This is a genomic window from Methanohalophilus sp. RSK, from assembly GCF_003722075.1.
Taxonomy (GTDB): Archaea; Halobacteriota; Methanosarcinia; order Methanosarcinales; family Methanosarcinaceae; genus Methanohalophilus.
Map to the genome: position 1 here is coordinate 194,732 of NZ_RDSK01000012.1, position 17,126 is coordinate 211,857.

Here is a 17,126-nt window from a genome sequence, read left to right on the forward strand (position 1 = left end):
GAAAAAGGAAAACAGTTCAATTCTGCTTCCTGACAAAATAGTGTATCACAATATACAGGGATACCAGCAGGACAACCAGGTTGTAAGCGGCCCTGAATATCGGCACATACTGGTATTCAAACCACGTACCGATAATATTTTCCAGGGCAAAATAGAGCCTGAATACCGATATCAGAATCAAAAACATCAGTATTGCAAAACTCGCCTGCCTGAAATAGTACACCAGGTCTTTCCTGTTATCAGTAATTTCCTCACTCATCCTTATTCCTCCTTGCCACGAAATACACCATACAAAGCATCATTAAAGCACCAAAAACCCCCGGCCCCGGAGTACCCATCGGCTCTTCCATTGGTACATCAGCGGCCTCTTCTTCCACGGGAGCCTCATTGAATCCCTCCACAACAAAATCCCCGGAATCGATATCCTTTGTCTGCAACCGTTTGTCCTTATCGATCTCCTTCTCAGGATTCAGCTGGACATAATCCACTCCCTGCCTGACAATCGTGTTGTCCTCCCAGAGAATTACCTCCACTGCATAGTTGTAATTGTCAGGGACGCTGAGATTGACCGATCGGATCACAGTTTCATCCGGTTCGAACATCCCGGTATCAACCCATGCCTTATCGACTACCAGGCCGGCATCCATTTCCCTGGCTTTGACCAGCATCCGATAATTTTTGTTTTCACCAATCCCCTCATTTGTGAGATAGACATCATTCTGGATTAGCACCTTGTTTTCAGCAACTTCACGTACCATGAAATCCATTCCGCTTATTTCAACACCCGGAGTCTCCAGGCCACCCTGCAAATCCTCGATATTATTGAGGGTGATCTGCCTGCCTGTTTTCCGGGAGCCGTCTTCAAAAACGAGTGCAACCACACGGTAACCATCTTTTTTAGGCAGGTTCAATGGTACAGTAACCTCTCTTGTGGATTCAGCAGGAATGTTTCCGATGATGGATTCTTTTTCTATTTCAAGCAATCCTGTACGGGTATTATAAGCTTTCAGGGTTAGTGTAGTGTTATCCTTGCTGGCAGTTTCCCCATAATTTTCAATATACATCGTGGCATTGAGATGGACAAAAGCACTCCTGACATCCTTTGCCATAATGTCAATATTGATTATTTGCAACTGGCTATCCTCTTCAAAAGAACGAAGACAGCCACTTGTTGATACAAGGGACACTATTAGCAAGAACAAACACAACAAGTTAAACGATCTTTTTATTTTATTCACAAAGACACCCTGAGTGTAGAAGGGATATCTTATATATAAGACTTCTCAAAAAAGAAACGCGTTAGGTAAACAAAATATGAGTGATCAAGAAATAGAAGAAGAAGAAGAAGAAAGAGGAGGAAAATCTACAGGTCGATCACCTTTATCTGTCCTGTTGGTATATATCTATTCCAGAACGAGACAAATGTTCACAGTCAATTAACTTGCCAATACCTGATGGTGTGATCAGTACATCTATCAGATGGGCATATTCTATTTCATGGTGAAATTGCTGAACGCGCCCATAGAACCTAAATTTATAGCAACATAACATAAATAATATATATTAGTTGATTGACCCGGGCATTAGTCGGAACACCTAAAATCAAAGATGTTCGCATACAAATTACTAAGAATTAAAAATAATTTATGCACTACAAAATAAATTTTTGTGAATCTGTTATTATAACTATTACAGATCATACAGTTGGATGATATGGCCACAATAGATATATAATGTAACAAAGAATTTTGCAATGACACATTATCATAATGTGAAAAGGGGTCCAAACTGAATTTGCAGAGTCGGCTTGGACCCCAAAACGCCCTGAGGCAAGATTGTTGTTGGCTTTGATACCGTTTAAGGTTTGCGGATCTTGCCTCAGGAGTAATTTGAAGTGAGGTAAAGAAAGAAATGAAAATAAATATGAAATCCGGGATCGGTTCACTACTTGCAGCAATATTGCTTGTGAGTGTGATGGCCATTCCAGCAATGAGTTCAAACAACAGCCAAGCAATTGAGAAGGAAAATGACATTGTTTATACTGAAGCAGAATTACAGTCTTTATACAATAAATATGATATCACGGAAAATGATCTCAAATTTGCAAAAGGTGAGTTGCCTAATTTTTTGGAAGGAACGATTCTGTGCAGTGATAAAAAAGTAGTCGTTACTGAAGACGGAAAACCTCTTGAGAATATGAAGCAAGGCATAGATTACGATATTATATTAACGGAACCTGAAATGCTTGGCATCATTGAAAAAGCGAAAAAAGGCTATATTGAAAAATATGGTGTTGATCCAGAGAATCCAAAGATAGATATTGTGAATGATATAGCAATTCCAACTGAAGAAGTGGAAATGCTTGTCAAAAATTATTCTATTGAACTAACTGGTCCTCCCATATCATCAATCATTGAAGAAAAAATGCTACGTGTATCTTTTAATCCCAAAGCAGTAGATGACAAGATATATGTGCATATATATCCAGCAGCAGACAATAATCATGAACCAAGTCAATCTTACTATTCTGACACCATAGACGCAACTGAGAGATTTGAAGACATTGGAATTAATGTGTACAGAGTGTGGCATTACAACTGGTGGGATGCAAGTGATATTTCTCCAACAGATAGTTCATCGGCTGCTCTTTCCGATTTAAGACAGGATTGTGCATATATCAGAGACAGTTCCAACGATATTGTTCTTGGATGGGTGGATTACCTTGATAATAATGGCAGAGCATACATAGATGGGCCATACAGTGTTTGTGCAGTATCCGCTTCAGGAGTGGATTGGCCTCATGACAGCATCGTGCAGCATGAAATTTCACACAACTTTGGAGCTTTAGATCAAGGTTGGTATGTTTATGAACACCCCGAATGTACAATGAACTATATGTGGGCATATTCTGGGACGAACATTTGGTGTTCAGATTGTGAAGATGACGTTCAGTACGGAATAGACCATTAAATAAAGCATCATTAGGCTCTGTAGATAATCTACAGGGTCTTATGATAATTTTAGAAGATCAATTATGCCAACCCAAAAAAAAATAATAGCAGCATTTGGTTTGATTTGCCTAATTTTGCTCCTGATAGCTACCATTTCACCATTGATATTTATAAAAACAGAGCCATTTTATATGGTCGAGAACCATGACGAATATCCTCACAATGTAACTATAACGGTAACAGGCTATAACGGAGAATACTCGGAAATAACAAACTACCAACTTAACCCCGGACAATCTGTTAGTGGTGAAAAACCAGACTATCTTTTGCTGAAATGGTCAATTCCATTTATCTCCACCGGAGACTACAGGTATTATGTCGAAGCTGAAAACATGTCTGCAACCTATAATTCAACTCCGCATCTCGTAAACGTCGTGATTTTTGAACTTGTCAATGAAAGCGGGAAGTTGAATATCTCAGTCATGGAGTCTTCATAATTACATATGTTTCAGTATGATATCACAGATTAAAAATACAAAGCCCCTATCAAGTATCGGATAGTGTTTTGTGAAGGGGCCCATGCACAAAAACCTCGAGATCAATATTTATTTTCTCTTCAGCGAAGCTATTTCTTCCAAACTCATCTCCCACAAGAGAACCACACGTTTTACGCCATATTGTTCCAGCAATTTCACTGACTCAGTGTTGTGTACTGTCATCTGGGTACTGGCATGAACCGGCAATTGCGGGAGATGGCTACGGCAGGAGGAAAGGCAAATGGGTATTGGAATCAATTAAAAGGAATCATATTAAACATATAAACACTTGCCAGGTATATCAAACACTCTATGCCATACAAATGATAGATTCTACAAAGTCACTTTTTATTATTGTGGATCATACAGTTGGATGATATGGTCACAATCGTTATATAGAGTGAGAAACATTTTTGCAATGTCACACTGCCATAATGTGAAAAGGGATCCAAACTGAATTTGCAGAGTCGGCTTGGACCCCAAAACGCCCTGAGGCATGATCATTGTTGGCTTTGATACAGTTAAAGGTTTGCGGGTCTTGCCTCAGGAGTAAATTGAAATGAGGTAAAGAAAGAAATGAACAAAACAATAAATCGAACAATGGTAGTAACACTGGTTATCATGTTGATGCTACTATTTGCAGGGGTGGGAAGTGCAAACTCAGATTCTGCCTCTATAACAGAGAAAGAAAGACTTGAACTTGCAAATAAATTGTGGGGTACAGATATTACATATGGAGAGTATATTGAACAGTTGTTCCCTGAAGCTTATGATAAATCTCCAGATGCAACAACAAAGTCATATTATGACATGGAAGTATCTTGGATAAATCCTGCTGCAGAAGGGCCTGATTCTAAACAAACATTCACAGCTACCACTGGACAAACACGAAGTGTTTACTTTGGGGTCGCGAATTCTGAGTTGGACTATGATGGTTCAGAAATTACGTACAAAACCTGGCAACGAATGGTGTTACCTACCCCATATACAAAGATACCAAGTATGTCTGTTCTCACACATTTATGGCGTGATGATGGGGAAGAAGAGATCGTTGGTATTGAACTTGAGTCCGAAAACAATGTTTACGAACTCGAAGCCGAGGATACTTATGATTATTCATCTTCAGCATATTATCGTGTAATTGGTCAGTATTCTGGAGTTTATCCATCAGGTGTTACACCACCAAGTTTCAATGGAATAAGTTCCACTGACTGGGAATACGTAAGTTGAAAATAATTTCTGAGGTAGACGATTCCTTCTTTTTAATTTTTTATAATCCACCATGAAATGCATATAATGTTATATTGGAGGGAATATGGCTTCATTTATAATTGGATTTGATATGACTCTATTAGTTATCGAGATTTTTATTTTTGTATTGTTGGTATACATGATCAAAAAATATGAGCGTACTAAAGAAAGATATTTATCTTTGCTTAATTGGTTAATGGTGGTAGTGATATATTTGGCTATAACAGGCATAGTGTCATCAATATTCAAGTGAAAATGTATTATTAATAACAATATAAATAAAAATAAAACGGTTCTGTAGAAATCCTCTTTTAAACATATAAACACTTGCCAAGTATGTCAAACACTCTATGCTATACAAATGATATATTCTACAAAGTCATTTTTTATTATTGTGGATCATACAGTTGGATGATATGGTCACAATAGTTATATAGAGTGAGAAACAATTTTGCAATGTCACATTATCATAATGTGAAAAGGGGTCCAAACTGAATTTGCAGAGTCGGCTTGGACCCCAAAACGCCCTGAGGCAAGATTGTTGTTGGCTTTGGTACCGTTTAAGGTTTGCGGATCTTGCCTCATGAGTAAATTGAAATGAGGTAAAGAAAGAAATGAAATCAAAAATAAGCATGTTGGTTTTAGCAATAATGCTTTTTAGTTTAGTTACTACATCCGTGAGTGCATCAAATATAGATAAGAAGTCTGAGATTTTCACTGTGGTTGATATCCAAAGTGAACTCGCTACCCAGAGCAAAGAATTATCATTCGACAATATGTTCGATAATTATGATACCGTGATAACAAATCCAAAGTTATTCCGCGAAGACGTATCTGATGGCCAAGTGACACTTAATGTACAAGGCCAAAAGTTCGATATAAATCTTGAAAAAATCGGTATTGTAGACGATAATGCAAAGATCATAACAGGTGAAGGCAACAATGTCTCTGTTTTAGATATTCCTAAAATATCTACATATGAAGGATCTGTTGTTGGAGAAAAAAACAGTAGTGTCATATTCACAGTAGCAGATGATGTTCTAATTGGAGACATATATCTTAAGAATGAAACCTACTCTATTGAACAAACAACTATGCTACATAACGAAAAAGTAGTACATGTAATCACTTCGTCAAAAGATGAAAAAAAAGATCGAATAATAAAGGAATACAATACTGATAACAGTATTGTCGATAATCCAAGAGAATCAAATTTATCGGCAAATATTGTGTTAGACATCTCTTCTTTGCTGCGTGGAACCAATATAGATATAATGGCATCCTATGATTCCGATTTCAACTCAGAGTATTCCAACCCAACAGCCGAAATTCAAAACATCTTATCTGGTGTTGACTCATATGCTTTTTCAGATGCAAATGTAGATCTTAATATTAAAACATATAGATACTACACAAATATCCCTGAAGGAACTAATAATGAAATTTACGATAATTTTAAGGATGTTGCTGAAGATGACAGAGATTCCACAAGCAGTGATCTAGCCTTCTTGTTTAGTGGAAAAGAAATGGCTGATGAAGGGATCGGAACCGGTGCTGTATATACAGGCAGTTCAGGTCAAGCATATGCAGTTGCTCAGATGGTTTCAGCAGGTACGTTCTCTAGTTATCAAGCTTCGTCTACAGGTAAGCGAGTTCTTACAGCACATGAACTTGGCCATAATTTTGGCGCAACCCATAACGAAGCCTATACTTGGGGTAATTGGCCAAGTTACTACACTTGTATGAGAAGTCCTTTTGAAGGAACCTCTTACCCAAACTACATGCAAATTGAATTCTCCAACCTTAATGACCATGGAGATTCTAGTCACAACAACATCTTACATGTAGTATCAAATAAAGGCACTATTGCAGGCTTCCAATAAACAATAGCCAAATATATATTATTTCAAGTCAAGCGGAAGAGTTTGTCTTGAAATAGTATTTTTTGAAAGGTTAGGAGGAAGAACATATGAATGAAAAATTCGCTTATACATTTATAGCCATCTGTGTACTAGCATCGATAGCTTTCTTCATTGTATTTTCATTATCAGATCAAACAGATACTACAAAAAATGAAAATGGTACCCTGAGATATTTCATACGCAACTCAGATAATACAGCTCATTCAGTAACAGTAGAAATACTCGACTCACAAAATATTTCCAGATTTAATAAAACATACAATATATCTCCAAATGAAACATTGAAACCTACTCCCATTAGTCTGAAAAAAGACACTTACTTATATGAAATTACTTTAGACAACAACATAACAAAGAGACAAATTACAGGAGAGTATCCAGAAGATCTGGACTTAGAGTTATTGATTATTGAAGTAAATAAAAATCCTAAAGAACCATTAATACTCCATCATGCCATTGAGTGAATCAAACTATCCAGAATGGATGAATGACGGATAAATCATTCCTCCGTTCGAACTGATACAGCTAGATCTTCACAAAAACACAGAGACTAACAAACAAATTTGTTTTTATATGAATGAATATGTCAATCCGTGCAGATGCACGGATTCCTCCCACATGTGGGACAACTCTGTGGATATTTCTCCCTGAAGACCTCCTCCAGGTCTATCCCGTAGAGATTTGCCAGTGCCCCTATCCACGCAAAACAGTCAGCCAGTTCCTCCCGGATATTCTCCCGGTCATCCCGCCGGATTGCCTCGGCCAACTCACCCACTTCTTCCACCAGCCAGAGGGTGGTCGCTGTTTTTCCCCGCCTTTTGTCGTTTTCCAGATAGAGGTCACGCATCAGTTGCTGGAAGGTTGCGATTTGCATCGGAACCACCTCAGGGGCGTACAGGCACGTTTTTCTCACGCAGGTGTTTTTTCACATCGTTTACCGTATATTCCCCGAAGTGGAAAATACTGGCAGCCAGCCCTGCATCAGCTTTGCCTTTTACAAACCCTTCCTGCATGTGTTCAGGGCCTCCCACACCACCGGAAGCAATAATCGGGATTTCCAGCTCCTCGGACAATTTGCGGGTTATCGGCAGGTCAAAACCATCATAGGTGCCATCACGGTCCATGCTGGTCAGCAGGATTTCGCCTGCACCCAGCTCTTCCACCTTTTTGGCCCACTGTACAGCATCGATTCCGGTACGTTTGCGTCCGCCGTAGACCACGACTTCATACCAGACTTTACTGCCATCCCCCAGTTCGATCAGGGTCTTGTCAGGATTATTCTCAATATCGCTATTGCGCTTACAATCAATAGCAACAACGATACACTGGGAGCCGAAAATCTGCGCACCTTCCCTCACAAGTTCCGGGTTCTTGACCGCCGCGGTGTTAATGGAAACCTTATCCGCACCCGCACGCAGGATTTCCCGGATACGCTCCACCGAACCAATTCCTCCACCAACTGTCAGGGGAATGAAAACCTCGTTAGCCGTGCGCTGGATCACATCGATCATGGTATCCCTGCCTTCATGGGATGCCGTAATATCCAGGAAAACCAGTTCATCAGCGCCCTGTTCATTGTAGCGTTTTGCCAGTTCCACCGGATCACCGGCTTTCCTGAGGTCAAGGAATTCCACACCTTTGACCACGGTCCCGCCGGCTTCATCCAGGGTTACATCAAGACACGGGATGATTCGTTTTGTGAGCATGTAAATGACAATGAAGTATTAATATATTAAATATTACCGGGAGAGGGTTTCTGTAAATCAGATCATCTGCAAATTTCGTTCTGAAACAATGCGTGTTATCTATTTTTGTATGTTTCACAATCAGTAACATATATATTCAGCGTGTATGATTTTACACACATGAATCAACCAACTCCTGTGATCGAAACAAAGAGTCTTTCTTTCCGGTATTCGCACAGTGATCAAAAAGCTCTCGATGGCATTGATTTCAAAGCTTACCAGGGAGATAAAATAGCAGTACTCGGAGCAAACGGTGCAGGAAAATCGACCCTTTTCAAACATCTTAATGGAATACTTAAACCCATTGCAGGAAGTGTATATGTAAAAGGGCTCCCGATCAAAAAAGATAATATATTGGACGTACGGCATACTGTAGGAATTGTTTTCCAGAATCCTGATGACCAGATAATCTCGCCTACTGTAAAGGAAGATGTTGCCTTTGGACCGATGAATTTGGGATTACCATTGGAGGAAGTTGAAGAAAGAGTCAAAAAAGCCCTTGAAATCGTGAATTTATCGGGACTTGAAAAAAGAGTCCCCCATCATCTCAGCGGGGGACAGAAAAAACTGGTTTCTATTGCGGGAATTCTTGCAATCCAGCCTGAAGTAGTGATACTTGATGAGCCAACCGCCGGGCTGGACCCCGTAAGCGCAGATAATGTACTTGACATTATTGAAAGGATGAACAGAGATCTCAATATTACCGTGATAATATCCACTCATGAAGTGGATATCGTACCCTCTTTTGCTGAGAGGGTCGTGGTACTTCACCATGGTAAAATTGAAGCTGAAGGAACTCCTATGGAAATATTTGACAACGGGATTTTGCTTAAAAAGGCACAACTGCGCATGCCCCGAATAGCTGAAGTTTTTAGCCTTTTGCAGGAAGAAGGGGTTGAAATAAAAATCCAGTCCACAGCCTTTGAAGCCAAAGAAGAGTTGCTTAAAGTTATCAAAAGATAAAGGTCTGTTTGTATGGATATTACGCTTACGGATATAGAAAGGCAGACATATAAACAAACACCAATCCACAATTTGGACGGCAGAACAAAGCTGGCAATATCAATAATTATAATAATTTACAGTGTATGGTTATCTCCTCTTGAGTCCTCCAACCTTTACAAGTTAGGGACACTGGAATTATATCTAATTATCCTGATGGTATTGGCTCGATTGAATCCGGTTTATGTACTTTTCCGACTACTCGTCACCCTGCCATTTGGAACAAGTATTATTGTCCTACAGCCTTTTGTAAGACATTCGTTTTTGGACCAGGCCACCTATTGTCCTGTCGATCTGCCATTCGGGCTTGCTGTCACTTATGAAGGACTTCTTTTTGGTGGTTTGTTGTTTGCGAAGTTTCTCGTCTGTGTGTCCGCAATCATTCTTTTGTCATCGACCACACGAATGAATGAGATGGTTGCAGCAGCCAGAAGACTGGGAATTCCCGCCGAATTTACACTCCTGCTTACGATGATGGTAAGATACCTGTTTCTTTTCTGGATTTTCCTCAAAAGAATTCGTACCGCACAGAAAGTCAGGTTGTTTCACATATGGAACCGGAAAGTACCTAGAAAATGGATTCTCCGACAGGTTGCATATACAATAAGTTCCCTTTTCATACGTTCTTATGAACAGGGAGAAAGGACATACATCAGCATGCTGTGCAGGGGATACAAGGGAGATAGTGTGTACCTGCGTAAGGAAAAACTGCGTGTTCAGGATTATACGTTTGTGGCGATTGCTGCCGGTTTGCTTATTGTAATGCAGTTATATGTGTAAAATAAAAGAAAAAAAGTAGTTGGAAAGCTGAATTTTATATCTTTGCAGCTTTTCCGATACCGTATGCAATCAGAAGCATTGCAACGCTACCCACTGTTATGGCCACAATTTCCCCGGATTTGCCCATTCCTTCAATTGAATAGTCGGGCATTGGGAACTGGATGGCAGGTTCTGATTCTTCAAGCACTGCAAATTTAGATTCCTCGATTACATTTTTTGCGGAACTTTCAAGACCGTCCGGAGCAGGGGACGCAAGGAAAGGCGCTGCAACCGAAATGGTAATTGCAATTGCAAGCCCGATTAAAAGAAACTTCATGTTATTGTTCATGCTTCCACTCCACGACTATCCTTAACTGTATCCGACAACAAATCCGGCCTGGATCTTGCAATTGCCGCCAGTGCGATGGTTGTTATCAATCCCTCAGCGACAATACCTATTATGAAGTGGAAGGTCCCCATTGCTATTAAACCCGGTACAAGAGGGAACGTACCTGCCAGCCACATTTCAAACGCCACTGCCAGTGAGGCTATGAAAAGGCCAAGCCACGCACCCACATAAGCAGCAATGCTCATGCTTACACGTTTCTTCAGACCTACAAATGTATAATAACCGATAAACCCGGAAATCAACCCCATGTTGATGATGTTTGCACCCATTACAGTAATTCCCCCATCACCAAACACGAATCCCTGGACAATCAGGACAAGGGTCAGTACGAGTAATCCTGCCCACGGGCTACCCAGTACGATAGCTACAAGCGTTGCGCCAACCATGTGACCACTGGTTCCCATTCCAATAGGGATGTTCAGAGCCTGGATTGCAAATATTCCCGCAGCAAGAGCTGCAAGAATGGGTATTTTCGTGTCATCCATTTCTTTTCTCGACCATCGCAAAGACATTATTATGAAAGGGATAGCGATAGCCCAATAGACAATAGCCTGACTTAATGGCATAAATGAATCTGGTATGTGCATATTTCCTCCGTTTAACACAGGATCTACATTTTGACGTATATAGTGTTAATATTTTGAACAATAGTATTACATGAAATATGTTCTTAAAATAAATAATTATCGCAAAAGTGACCCTGTAGAAACATCCAGGGATACACTATGAACGAATGCCTCAACAATTACAACCACCATGAAGACCGTGGGATATAACAACTTTTATAGACAATGCAGCATATATGTGAAGAAGATGCCTTCAAGGTATATTCCCGCAATATTAATCCTGTTACTACTATGCAATCCTGCTTTTGCATATGACCACCAGTATGAGGATATCTGGGTCAATCAGGGTTCCTATTCCCTGGGAGAAGGGGAAAGGGCATTCATTGATAGTTATACCATAAAACCCTACAATATTGAAAATGGAAACGCAGAATTACTTCTCTATCTCAATGATAACTATATTGGACATTTCCATGTTGATGACAGCGCCAACAACGAATATGTCTATGAAAATACACTAAGGGTCAATGTCACAGAAATAAACAAGGGACAAGTTACTTTTGATGCTGCATTCCACGAGTATGAGAAAGTATGGATACTGAGAGAAAGTTACAGGCTTGATACAGGAAACAATGTATCCTATGAAAATACAGATGTAAAGCTTCAAGCAATCGATGAAGCCACAAAAACTGCATATCTTGACATAAAGCATAATAACAAAAATCAAGAGCAGGAATTCAAACGCGGGGACGTCCTGAAATACAACAGGGAAATTATGCTCAGGGTCTCCTATGTCGATAGTACATCAGCAGTGGTTGAGTTCTACACCCCCGGCAAAGCCTCTGTTCAACTAAACCTTACAGGTATCAGGGATACATACAGGTGCAACAATCAGATCCATGCAACAACATCTATTCAAAACACAGGAGAGTTGACCCTACGTGGAATTTCCCTTGATACAAAAACTTCTGTTGGAGATATAGTAATCCAGAAAAATGTGTCTCAGACTCTCAAACCCGGGAAAAACTTCACCACTGACCTGATTATCCGAATACCCGAACAACCTCGCAAGATGAATTCCGAAATTGAACTTAACCTAAAAGGTTTTGATTATCTGGGCAACGAGTATGATGATTCCGCAAAAGCCACAATAACCATACTGCCCTTCATATCCATCAATAAGGAAATTGTGGAAAAAAACCTAGACGCTACTTCCAACTTATCGGTAAACCTCACAATCCATAATTATGCTTCTTCTAAAAAGATAGTACATCTTCAGGACGAACTCCCGTCCTCTTTCTTGTTAATGGACAATCCCAGTCCAAAATGGGATATAGTAATCCCTTCCAACAGCAATGAAACAATCAATTATACCGCTATGCCCACTGAGGCAGGAAGATATGAAATCAAGCCTGCAACTGCCAGTTTTGAATATAAGGGCAATTCATATGAAGTGACCTCTGACGGAAACTTCCCGGTAGTAGTCGAAGGTACCAAACTGGAAATAGACAGGAAACTAAACAAGACTACTCCGAAAATCGGGGAACATGTCAGAGTATCCCTGACAGCATCCAACACAGGAACCATAACCTCGAATGTGGAAATAGGGGAAAGTGTTCCTGATGATGTGGATGTTATTGGAGGAGAATTGTCCTGGATTGGCAAACTGAAGCCCCTGGAAGAAAAAACAATTGAATACACCATCAAGACACCTGATGCCCCTGCAGTTCATTTATCTCCGACTGTGCTTGAATATGAAAGTGAGGACGGGACTGCCGGGCAGGTAAAAACCGATACTTACACAATAAACATACAGGATGGCAATGCAGACGGCCATACGAAAGATTCAAACCAGCCAGCAGGAGAAAACATGGGAGCAACAATGCTCATTGGCATCTATGCTGTACTGCTCATGGTAATTGTAACCGGGCCCCTGATCGCATACTTATATATAAATAAAAAACGTTGATTGAAATTAAAGAGGATTTAAATGGACATAATAGCCTTCTCAATATCAATTGCCTTCTTTCTGATATTATCCGTTGCTGTATTGTTCATATTTTTCAGGTATTCGTCCTTTTTTGCAATACTGCTGCTCACAATACCCGTTATGCTTGCAACAATTGTTGCACCTGAACCCACAGGGGCCTTCCTGTCCATACAGCATTTCATGCTTGATGGTGGAAATGTCCCAATAAATAACTACCATGTCCTGTTTATAGTATGGACTACACTGACGGGAATAATTATCTACAGTGAGTTTCTCACCTGGTACCTTGCAAAAAGAGGATGAAAATTATTCATCCAGATTGTGATAATAGTATTCGCCCTTGGATTTTTGCAACCTGTCTAGGTGTGAATCCTTTTTATTGACCCTGGGCCGGGACGTATCTTCATCACGGCGAAAAGTTATGTCCAGATTGGAGAGGAACTTATTCATTCCTTTCTGCATACCGGTCGGGGAATGAGCTTCACCATATACAGCCGGCTCACCTTCAAAAACGATCAATCTTTCACTGAGCATATCGATCATGTAGATATCATGATCTACAACCATGGCGGTTTTCTTATTGTTCTCAGCAAAACGCTTGATGGTCTTGGTGGCTTGGGAGCGCTGTTCGACATCTAGATGAGCACTGGGTTCATCAAGAATATACATATCTGCATCCCTGGTCAAACAGGCTGCTATTGCAACCCTCTGTAGTTCACCACCACTGAGATCGGCCAGGAAGCGGTCATAGAGCCTTTCAAGCTGGAGAGGTTTGGCAATCTCAGCCTCATAGTAACTGGTATCAACCTTTGAGGAGATTCCCCTGAGGAAATATTTAACCGGTAGATTCTGGTCAACCACGATATACTGGGGCTTATAGGAAATAGATATGTCAAAGTCCATCTCTTTTTCATCCGGTTCTTCCTCGCCAGCAAGGACCTTTACGAAAGTGGACTTACCAATTCCATTGGGACCCACAATCCCAAGCACTTCGCCGTTTCTAAGGGAACCTTCAGCTGCTTTGAGGCTGAACTTATCATAGTTCTTGGAAAAGCCCTCATATTCCACAAGTGTGCCAACTTCTTTTTCAGCTCTTGGGGGATGAACTTCAAAATTTATACTGTCCGGCCTGACACGCACATTCTCCTCGGGAAGATAGCCTTTGAGATACTGATTGATGGCAATACGCACTCCCTTGGGATGAGTAATCACACCATAGCCGGAAGGCATACCGTAAGCAACATGTACCACATCAGAGAGCATGTCCAGAATTGCCAGATCGTGTTCTACAACAAGTACGGCCTTGTCCTGTGAAATTTCCTGAATTAACTGGGACACTTTTATACGCTGGTAAATGTCAAGATAGGGGCTGATCTCATCAAAAAAGTAGAAATCGGCGTCTTTGGCAGCACAGGCAGCAATCGCTACTCTCTGGAGTTCCCCTCCACTCAAGTCCCCGATATTGCGATCCATTATATGAGATAAACCGAGCTTATTCACAAGGTCATCCAGCCTACCGCATTCATCTGTTTTTTCAAGCAATTCACGGGTTTTGCCGTTGAAAGCTTTGGGGATCATATCGACATACTGGGGTTTCTGGGAAACTTTTATAGTGCCTGCTGCAACCTTGCTGAAATATTCATACATAGAGGTTCCTGAATAATATTCAAGCACCTTATCCCAGCTTCCTTCCTCACCACCAAAATTGGGGATCATGTTTCCTGAAAGAATCTGCACACAGGTACTTTTACCGATACCATTGGGCCCCAGAATACCGGTTACCCTGCCGGTTTCAACTGAAGGCAGACCGTAGAGCGCAAAACCATTGGTACCGTAACGATGGATTGGTTTATCCAGTTCCTCGGGCAGGCCAATAATCATAATGGCATCAAAGGGACATTTATTGACGCATATACCACAGCCCACACACATCTCTTCTGAAATTATGGGTTTCCCGTCTTCTCCAAAAATGATGGTTTCGTCGCCTGTCCTGACGCGGGGACAATATTTCTCACACTCGTGGCTGCATCTTCTGGGCTGACATCTATCTTTATTCAGTACTGCAATTCGCATATCAAAATACCTGCCAGATAAGGGTGGGTATCAGTTCAAAAGTAATGTCCATGTGACAAGGCAAAAATCAATAACTATAAACTCTACATAAAACCAATCTTTCATACCAAATTCCTTGGTATCGATATTGATCTTTGGGAAAATCAAGCGCTGGGCATAAAAGGCAAGTATTGCAACAATTACAAGGATGGCATACCATTTTGTTTCCGCTCCTATTCCCAGCACATTGAATGCTATGATACCTGCGAAAATTCCTATAAAAGCAGCAACTGCAGTCTTCACGATACCCTCAACATGAGCTGCTCTCTTCTCCTCGGGGGTCATGACCTTCGTAGCTTTGGTCACTTCTGCAGCAGAAGCCTTTTCCCCTTCAGCAGGCTTATTTTCCTTTTTTGATTTATTCGATTTATTTTTCAAGGGGCATCTTCTCCTGAATGAATATTATAAATGAACATACAACACAATAACCAATATAAACGTTTATTCATAGGTGATCACCTATTACATAAATTCATTGCTGACAACATTATTGATATCCGCAAGGCAAACGGCATCATAACCCAATGAATTCAGATGACAAGCAAATCTTGAGGGACGATGTCCCCCCGGATGATAGACAACCACAAATTCAGGATCGATATCCAGAACCATTCTTTCCAGGCCCGAAGCATCCAGATGATCGCTGATATTAATGGAAGGAAACCGGTGATCCCTGCGTCCTGTAATCATGTATTTGGACATATAAAGGGGGAGGTCTTCGAGTTTGCCTGGAGAAACAACATTGACTTCGGCTCTTTCATCCATCGAAACAAGTTCACCTGCATCCTCAAGCAGGTTTTGTGTAAGTTCCTGCGACCTATCATCCATCCCTATTGGTCCCTCATAACCGGATTGCCTGATAAGTCTTACAACCCTTTGCGCCTTCCCGAAGGGATACGCACCAAATGCTACATCTTGAGGGGATTCAAGAGCCGCATAAAACCCTTCCATATCATCCTCAAAATAACAGGAAAGGTCAGCAGGGTCTCCATAATTTGCCTCGGTTATGAGTACATCGCAAGAGGGAAGATTTGAGGCATCTTTCACATCACCTGTTGCAAGAATACGCATCCCATTTTCATTCTCCCATCCAAAGGCCACAGAACCATCGGTGTGATGGGTTGGATAGGTTCGTATTTTTACGCCCCTATGGTCAATAAGCCCATTTTCCTCTGCCAAGTTGCCTTTAAAATCACGACTATGCCGTACCTCCAGGGCATTCATTGTCTTTTCCGTGCATATTGAGCACTCAGACAGCATTGCTGAACTGCCATGATGGTCAGAATGGGCATGGGTTATCAAATAAGCATCCGGCTGCGGATATTTTGCCGCAACCCTTGTAGAATCAATAAAAAAAGAGCGCAAACTTCCTTCTTCACTTCTGAATTTTACAGCCAGGTGGGGCTTGAGACCTCCGCGGGCGTTTTTTTGCCTGTACGGCATCATACCCATCCTGACCAGACGCTGCACTTGTTATACCTCAGGTGAGAAGAGGATTACAAGTTATATACCCTTTCCGAAAAAGGAAGAAAAAGGAAAGAGGGGTGTATCAGAATAATTTCTTGAGTTCGCCACTCAGTATATCGGCACTGGTTACACCGGTATACCTTTTAATTTCCGAACCGTCTTTTTCGATGATCAGGGTAGGTACCGCATGAATACCATATTTTCCGGCAAGGTCGGGACTCTGGTCCACATCAACTTCCTTAATATCGACCTTGTCGCCGAGTTCCTGCTCCAGGTTCTCAAGAATTGGTTTCTGCATCTTGCATGGGCCACACCAGGTGGCGCTGAAATCATATAATACAACATTACTCATCCGATATCACCTTGAATATTACAAAATATATCTACAACAGTATCTTTGAAATGCTTTACCGTGT

At 40.9% G+C, this 17,126-nt stretch carries 20 protein-coding genes; 8 read left to right on the top strand and 12 right to left on the bottom strand.

All coding sequences use genetic code 11. From position 1 onward, the window contains the following. Positions 1–16: 16 nt before the first annotated feature. Both EFE42_RS05720 and EFE42_RS05725 read right to left on the bottom strand, forming a co-directional pair. Positions 17–259 carry a hypothetical protein gene (locus tag EFE42_RS05720; RefSeq protein WP_123136332.1) on the bottom strand — a complete coding sequence of 81 codons (243 nt, stop codon included), beginning with the start codon at positions 257–259 and terminating at the stop codon, positions 17–19. Beyond that, positions 252–1,187 carry a hypothetical protein gene (locus EFE42_RS05725; protein WP_158599196.1) on the bottom strand — a complete coding sequence of 312 codons (936 nt, stop codon included), beginning with the start codon at positions 1,185–1,187 and terminating at the stop codon, positions 252–254. Before EFE42_RS05725 ends, EFE42_RS05720 begins: the two co-directional genes overlap by 8 nt. 724 nt (positions 1,188–1,911) lie before the next feature. On the opposite strand from EFE42_RS05725, the gene EFE42_RS05730 reads away from it, so the two are divergent. Together EFE42_RS05730 and EFE42_RS05735 are read left to right on the top strand one after the other, a co-directional pair. Next, positions 1,912–2,970: a hypothetical protein gene (locus EFE42_RS05730; RefSeq protein ID WP_123136334.1), complete on the top strand. Its 1,059-nt coding sequence runs from the start codon at positions 1,912–1,914 to the stop codon at positions 2,968–2,970. Between the two features lie 64 nt (positions 2,971–3,034). Beyond that, positions 3,035–3,448, top strand: a complete 414-nt coding sequence (locus EFE42_RS05735) for a hypothetical protein (protein ID WP_123136335.1) — start codon at positions 3,035–3,037, stop codon at positions 3,446–3,448. A 108-nt stretch (positions 3,449–3,556) separates the two neighbouring features. Here the strand turns inward: EFE42_RS05735 and EFE42_RS10985 are convergent, their stop codons facing one another. Further along, positions 3,557–3,745 carry a U32 family peptidase gene (locus tag EFE42_RS10985; RefSeq protein ID WP_199724092.1) on the bottom strand — a complete coding sequence of 63 codons (189 nt, stop codon included), beginning with the start codon at positions 3,743–3,745 and terminating at the stop codon, positions 3,557–3,559. Positions 3,746–4,063: 318 nt separating this feature from the next. On the opposite strand from EFE42_RS10985, the gene EFE42_RS05745 reads away from it, so the two are divergent. From EFE42_RS05745 to EFE42_RS05760, 3 genes are all read left to right on the top strand, one after another. Next, the gene (locus EFE42_RS05745) at positions 4,064–4,717 is read left to right on the top strand and encodes a hypothetical protein (protein WP_148039257.1); all 654 of its coding nucleotides are present in this window, start codon (positions 4,064–4,066) and stop codon (positions 4,715–4,717) included. A 635-nt stretch (positions 4,718–5,352) separates the two neighbouring features. Beyond that, complete coding sequence (locus EFE42_RS05755; RefSeq protein ID WP_123136338.1) at positions 5,353–6,621, top strand: M12 family metallo-peptidase; 1,269 nt, start codon at positions 5,353–5,355, stop codon at positions 6,619–6,621. An 86-nt stretch (positions 6,622–6,707) separates the two neighbouring features. Further along, the gene (locus EFE42_RS05760; RefSeq protein ID WP_123136339.1) at positions 6,708–7,124 is read left to right on the top strand and encodes a hypothetical protein; all 417 of its coding nucleotides are present in this window, start codon (positions 6,708–6,710) and stop codon (positions 7,122–7,124) included. Between the two features lie 122 nt (positions 7,125–7,246). Here EFE42_RS05760 and EFE42_RS05765 read toward each other — a convergent pair whose 3' ends face one another. Both EFE42_RS05765 and hisF read right to left on the bottom strand, forming a co-directional pair. After that, on the bottom strand, positions 7,247–7,534 hold the full coding sequence (locus EFE42_RS05765) for a MazG nucleotide pyrophosphohydrolase domain-containing protein (RefSeq protein WP_123136340.1): 288 nt from the start codon (positions 7,532–7,534) through the stop codon (positions 7,247–7,249). Positions 7,535–7,544: 10 nt separating this feature from the next. Beyond that, positions 7,545–8,366 (bottom strand): imidazole glycerol phosphate synthase subunit HisF, encoded by an 822-nt coding sequence (gene hisF, locus EFE42_RS05770; RefSeq protein WP_123136341.1) that lies wholly within the window; start codon positions 8,364–8,366, stop codon positions 7,545–7,547. Between the two features lie 159 nt (positions 8,367–8,525). Here hisF and EFE42_RS05775 point away from each other — a divergent pair, with 159 nt between their 5' ends. Then, complete coding sequence (locus EFE42_RS05775; protein WP_123136342.1) at positions 8,526–9,368, top strand: energy-coupling factor ABC transporter ATP-binding protein; 843 nt, start codon at positions 8,526–8,528, stop codon at positions 9,366–9,368. A gap of 12 nt (positions 9,369–9,380) precedes the next feature. Then, positions 9,381–10,187, top strand: a complete 807-nt coding sequence (cbiQ, locus tag EFE42_RS05780) for a cobalt ECF transporter T component CbiQ (RefSeq protein ID WP_123136343.1) — start codon at positions 9,381–9,383, stop codon at positions 10,185–10,187. 34 nt (positions 10,188–10,221) lie between these two features. On the opposite strand, the gene EFE42_RS05785 is transcribed toward cbiQ, so the two are convergent. Beyond that, positions 10,222–10,515, bottom strand: coding sequence for a PDGLE domain-containing protein (locus EFE42_RS05785; protein WP_233564737.1), 294 nt, complete (start codon positions 10,513–10,515; stop codon positions 10,222–10,224). Beyond that, positions 10,512–11,162, bottom strand: a complete 651-nt coding sequence (gene cbiM, locus EFE42_RS05790; RefSeq protein WP_123136344.1) for a cobalt transporter CbiM — start codon at positions 11,160–11,162, stop codon at positions 10,512–10,514. Before cbiM ends, EFE42_RS05785 begins: the two co-directional genes overlap by 4 nt. A 226-nt stretch (positions 11,163–11,388) precedes the next feature. Here cbiM and EFE42_RS05795 point away from each other — a divergent pair, with 226 nt between their 5' ends. Further along, positions 11,389–13,110, top strand: coding sequence for a hypothetical protein (locus tag EFE42_RS05795; protein WP_123136345.1), 1,722 nt, complete (start codon positions 11,389–11,391; stop codon positions 13,108–13,110). 17 nt (positions 13,111–13,127) lie between these two features. Here the strand turns inward: EFE42_RS05795 and EFE42_RS10400 are convergent, their stop codons facing one another. The 5 genes from EFE42_RS10400 to EFE42_RS05820 form a co-directional block, all read right to left on the bottom strand. Continuing rightward, the gene (locus EFE42_RS10400; protein WP_148039258.1) at positions 13,128–13,313 is read right to left on the bottom strand and encodes a hypothetical protein; all 186 of its coding nucleotides are present in this window, start codon (positions 13,311–13,313) and stop codon (positions 13,128–13,130) included. Between the two features lie 124 nt (positions 13,314–13,437). After that, complete coding sequence (locus EFE42_RS05805) at positions 13,438–15,204, bottom strand: ribosome biogenesis/translation initiation ATPase RLI (RefSeq protein WP_123136347.1); 1,767 nt, start codon at positions 15,202–15,204, stop codon at positions 13,438–13,440. A gap of 30 nt (positions 15,205–15,234) precedes the next feature. Next, the gene (locus EFE42_RS05810; RefSeq protein WP_123136348.1) at positions 15,235–15,621 is read right to left on the bottom strand and encodes a hypothetical protein; all 387 of its coding nucleotides are present in this window, start codon (positions 15,619–15,621) and stop codon (positions 15,235–15,237) included. Between the two features lie 84 nt (positions 15,622–15,705). After that, entirely contained in the window at positions 15,706–16,689 is a 984-nt protein-coding gene (locus tag EFE42_RS05815) for an MBL fold metallo-hydrolase (protein ID WP_123136402.1), read from the bottom strand. A gap of 103 nt (positions 16,690–16,792) precedes the next feature. Continuing rightward, the gene (locus EFE42_RS05820) at positions 16,793–17,062 is read right to left on the bottom strand and encodes a co-chaperone YbbN (RefSeq protein WP_123136349.1); all 270 of its coding nucleotides are present in this window, start codon (positions 17,060–17,062) and stop codon (positions 16,793–16,795) included. Positions 17,063–17,126 lie beyond the last annotated feature (64 nt).

Excerpts from the sequence above, each read along its gene's own strand:
- EFE42_RS05720 (WP_123136332.1), bottom strand. The coding sequence starts at position 259 with ATGAGTGAGGAAATTACTGATAACAGGAAAGACCTGGTGTACTATTTC.
- EFE42_RS05730 (WP_123136334.1), top strand. The coding sequence starts at position 1,912 with ATGAAAATAAATATGAAATCCGGGATCGGTTCACTACTTGCAGCAATA.
- EFE42_RS05735 (WP_123136335.1), top strand. The coding sequence starts at position 3,035 with ATGCCAACCCAAAAAAAAATAATAGCAGCATTTGGTTTGATTTGCCTA.
- EFE42_RS05745 (WP_148039257.1), top strand. The coding sequence starts at position 4,064 with ATGAACAAAACAATAAATCGAACAATGGTAGTAACACTGGTTATCATG.
- EFE42_RS05755 (WP_123136338.1), top strand. The coding sequence starts at position 5,353 with ATGAAATCAAAAATAAGCATGTTGGTTTTAGCAATAATGCTTTTTAGT.
- EFE42_RS05760 (WP_123136339.1), top strand. The coding sequence starts at position 6,708 with ATGAATGAAAAATTCGCTTATACATTTATAGCCATCTGTGTACTAGCA.
- EFE42_RS05765 (WP_123136340.1), bottom strand. The coding sequence starts at position 7,534 with ATGCAAATCGCAACCTTCCAGCAACTGATGCGTGACCTCTATCTGGAA.
- hisF (WP_123136341.1), bottom strand. The coding sequence starts at position 8,366 with ATGCTCACAAAACGAATCATCCCGTGTCTTGATGTAACCCTGGATGAA.
- EFE42_RS05775 (WP_123136342.1), top strand. The coding sequence starts at position 8,526 with ATGAATCAACCAACTCCTGTGATCGAAACAAAGAGTCTTTCTTTCCGG.
- cbiQ (WP_123136343.1), top strand. The coding sequence starts at position 9,381 with ATGGATATTACGCTTACGGATATAGAAAGGCAGACATATAAACAAACA.
- EFE42_RS05785 (WP_233564737.1), bottom strand. The coding sequence starts at position 10,515 with ATGAACAATAACATGAAGTTTCTTTTAATCGGGCTTGCAATTGCAATT.
- cbiM (WP_123136344.1), bottom strand. The coding sequence starts at position 11,162 with ATGCACATACCAGATTCATTTATGCCATTAAGTCAGGCTATTGTCTAT.
- EFE42_RS05795 (WP_123136345.1), top strand. The coding sequence starts at position 11,389 with ATGCCTTCAAGGTATATTCCCGCAATATTAATCCTGTTACTACTATGC.
- EFE42_RS10400 (WP_148039258.1), bottom strand. The coding sequence starts at position 13,313 with ATGAAATGCTGTATGGACAGGAAGGCCCCTGTGGGTTCAGGTGCAACA.
- EFE42_RS05805 (WP_123136347.1), bottom strand. The coding sequence starts at position 15,204 with ATGCGAATTGCAGTACTGAATAAAGATAGATGTCAGCCCAGAAGATGC.
- EFE42_RS05815 (WP_123136402.1), bottom strand. The coding sequence starts at position 16,689 with ATGATGCCGTACAGGCAAAAAAACGCCCGCGGAGGTCTCAAGCCCCAC.
- EFE42_RS05820 (WP_123136349.1), bottom strand. The coding sequence starts at position 17,062 with ATGAGTAATGTTGTATTATATGATTTCAGCGCCACCTGGTGTGGCCCA.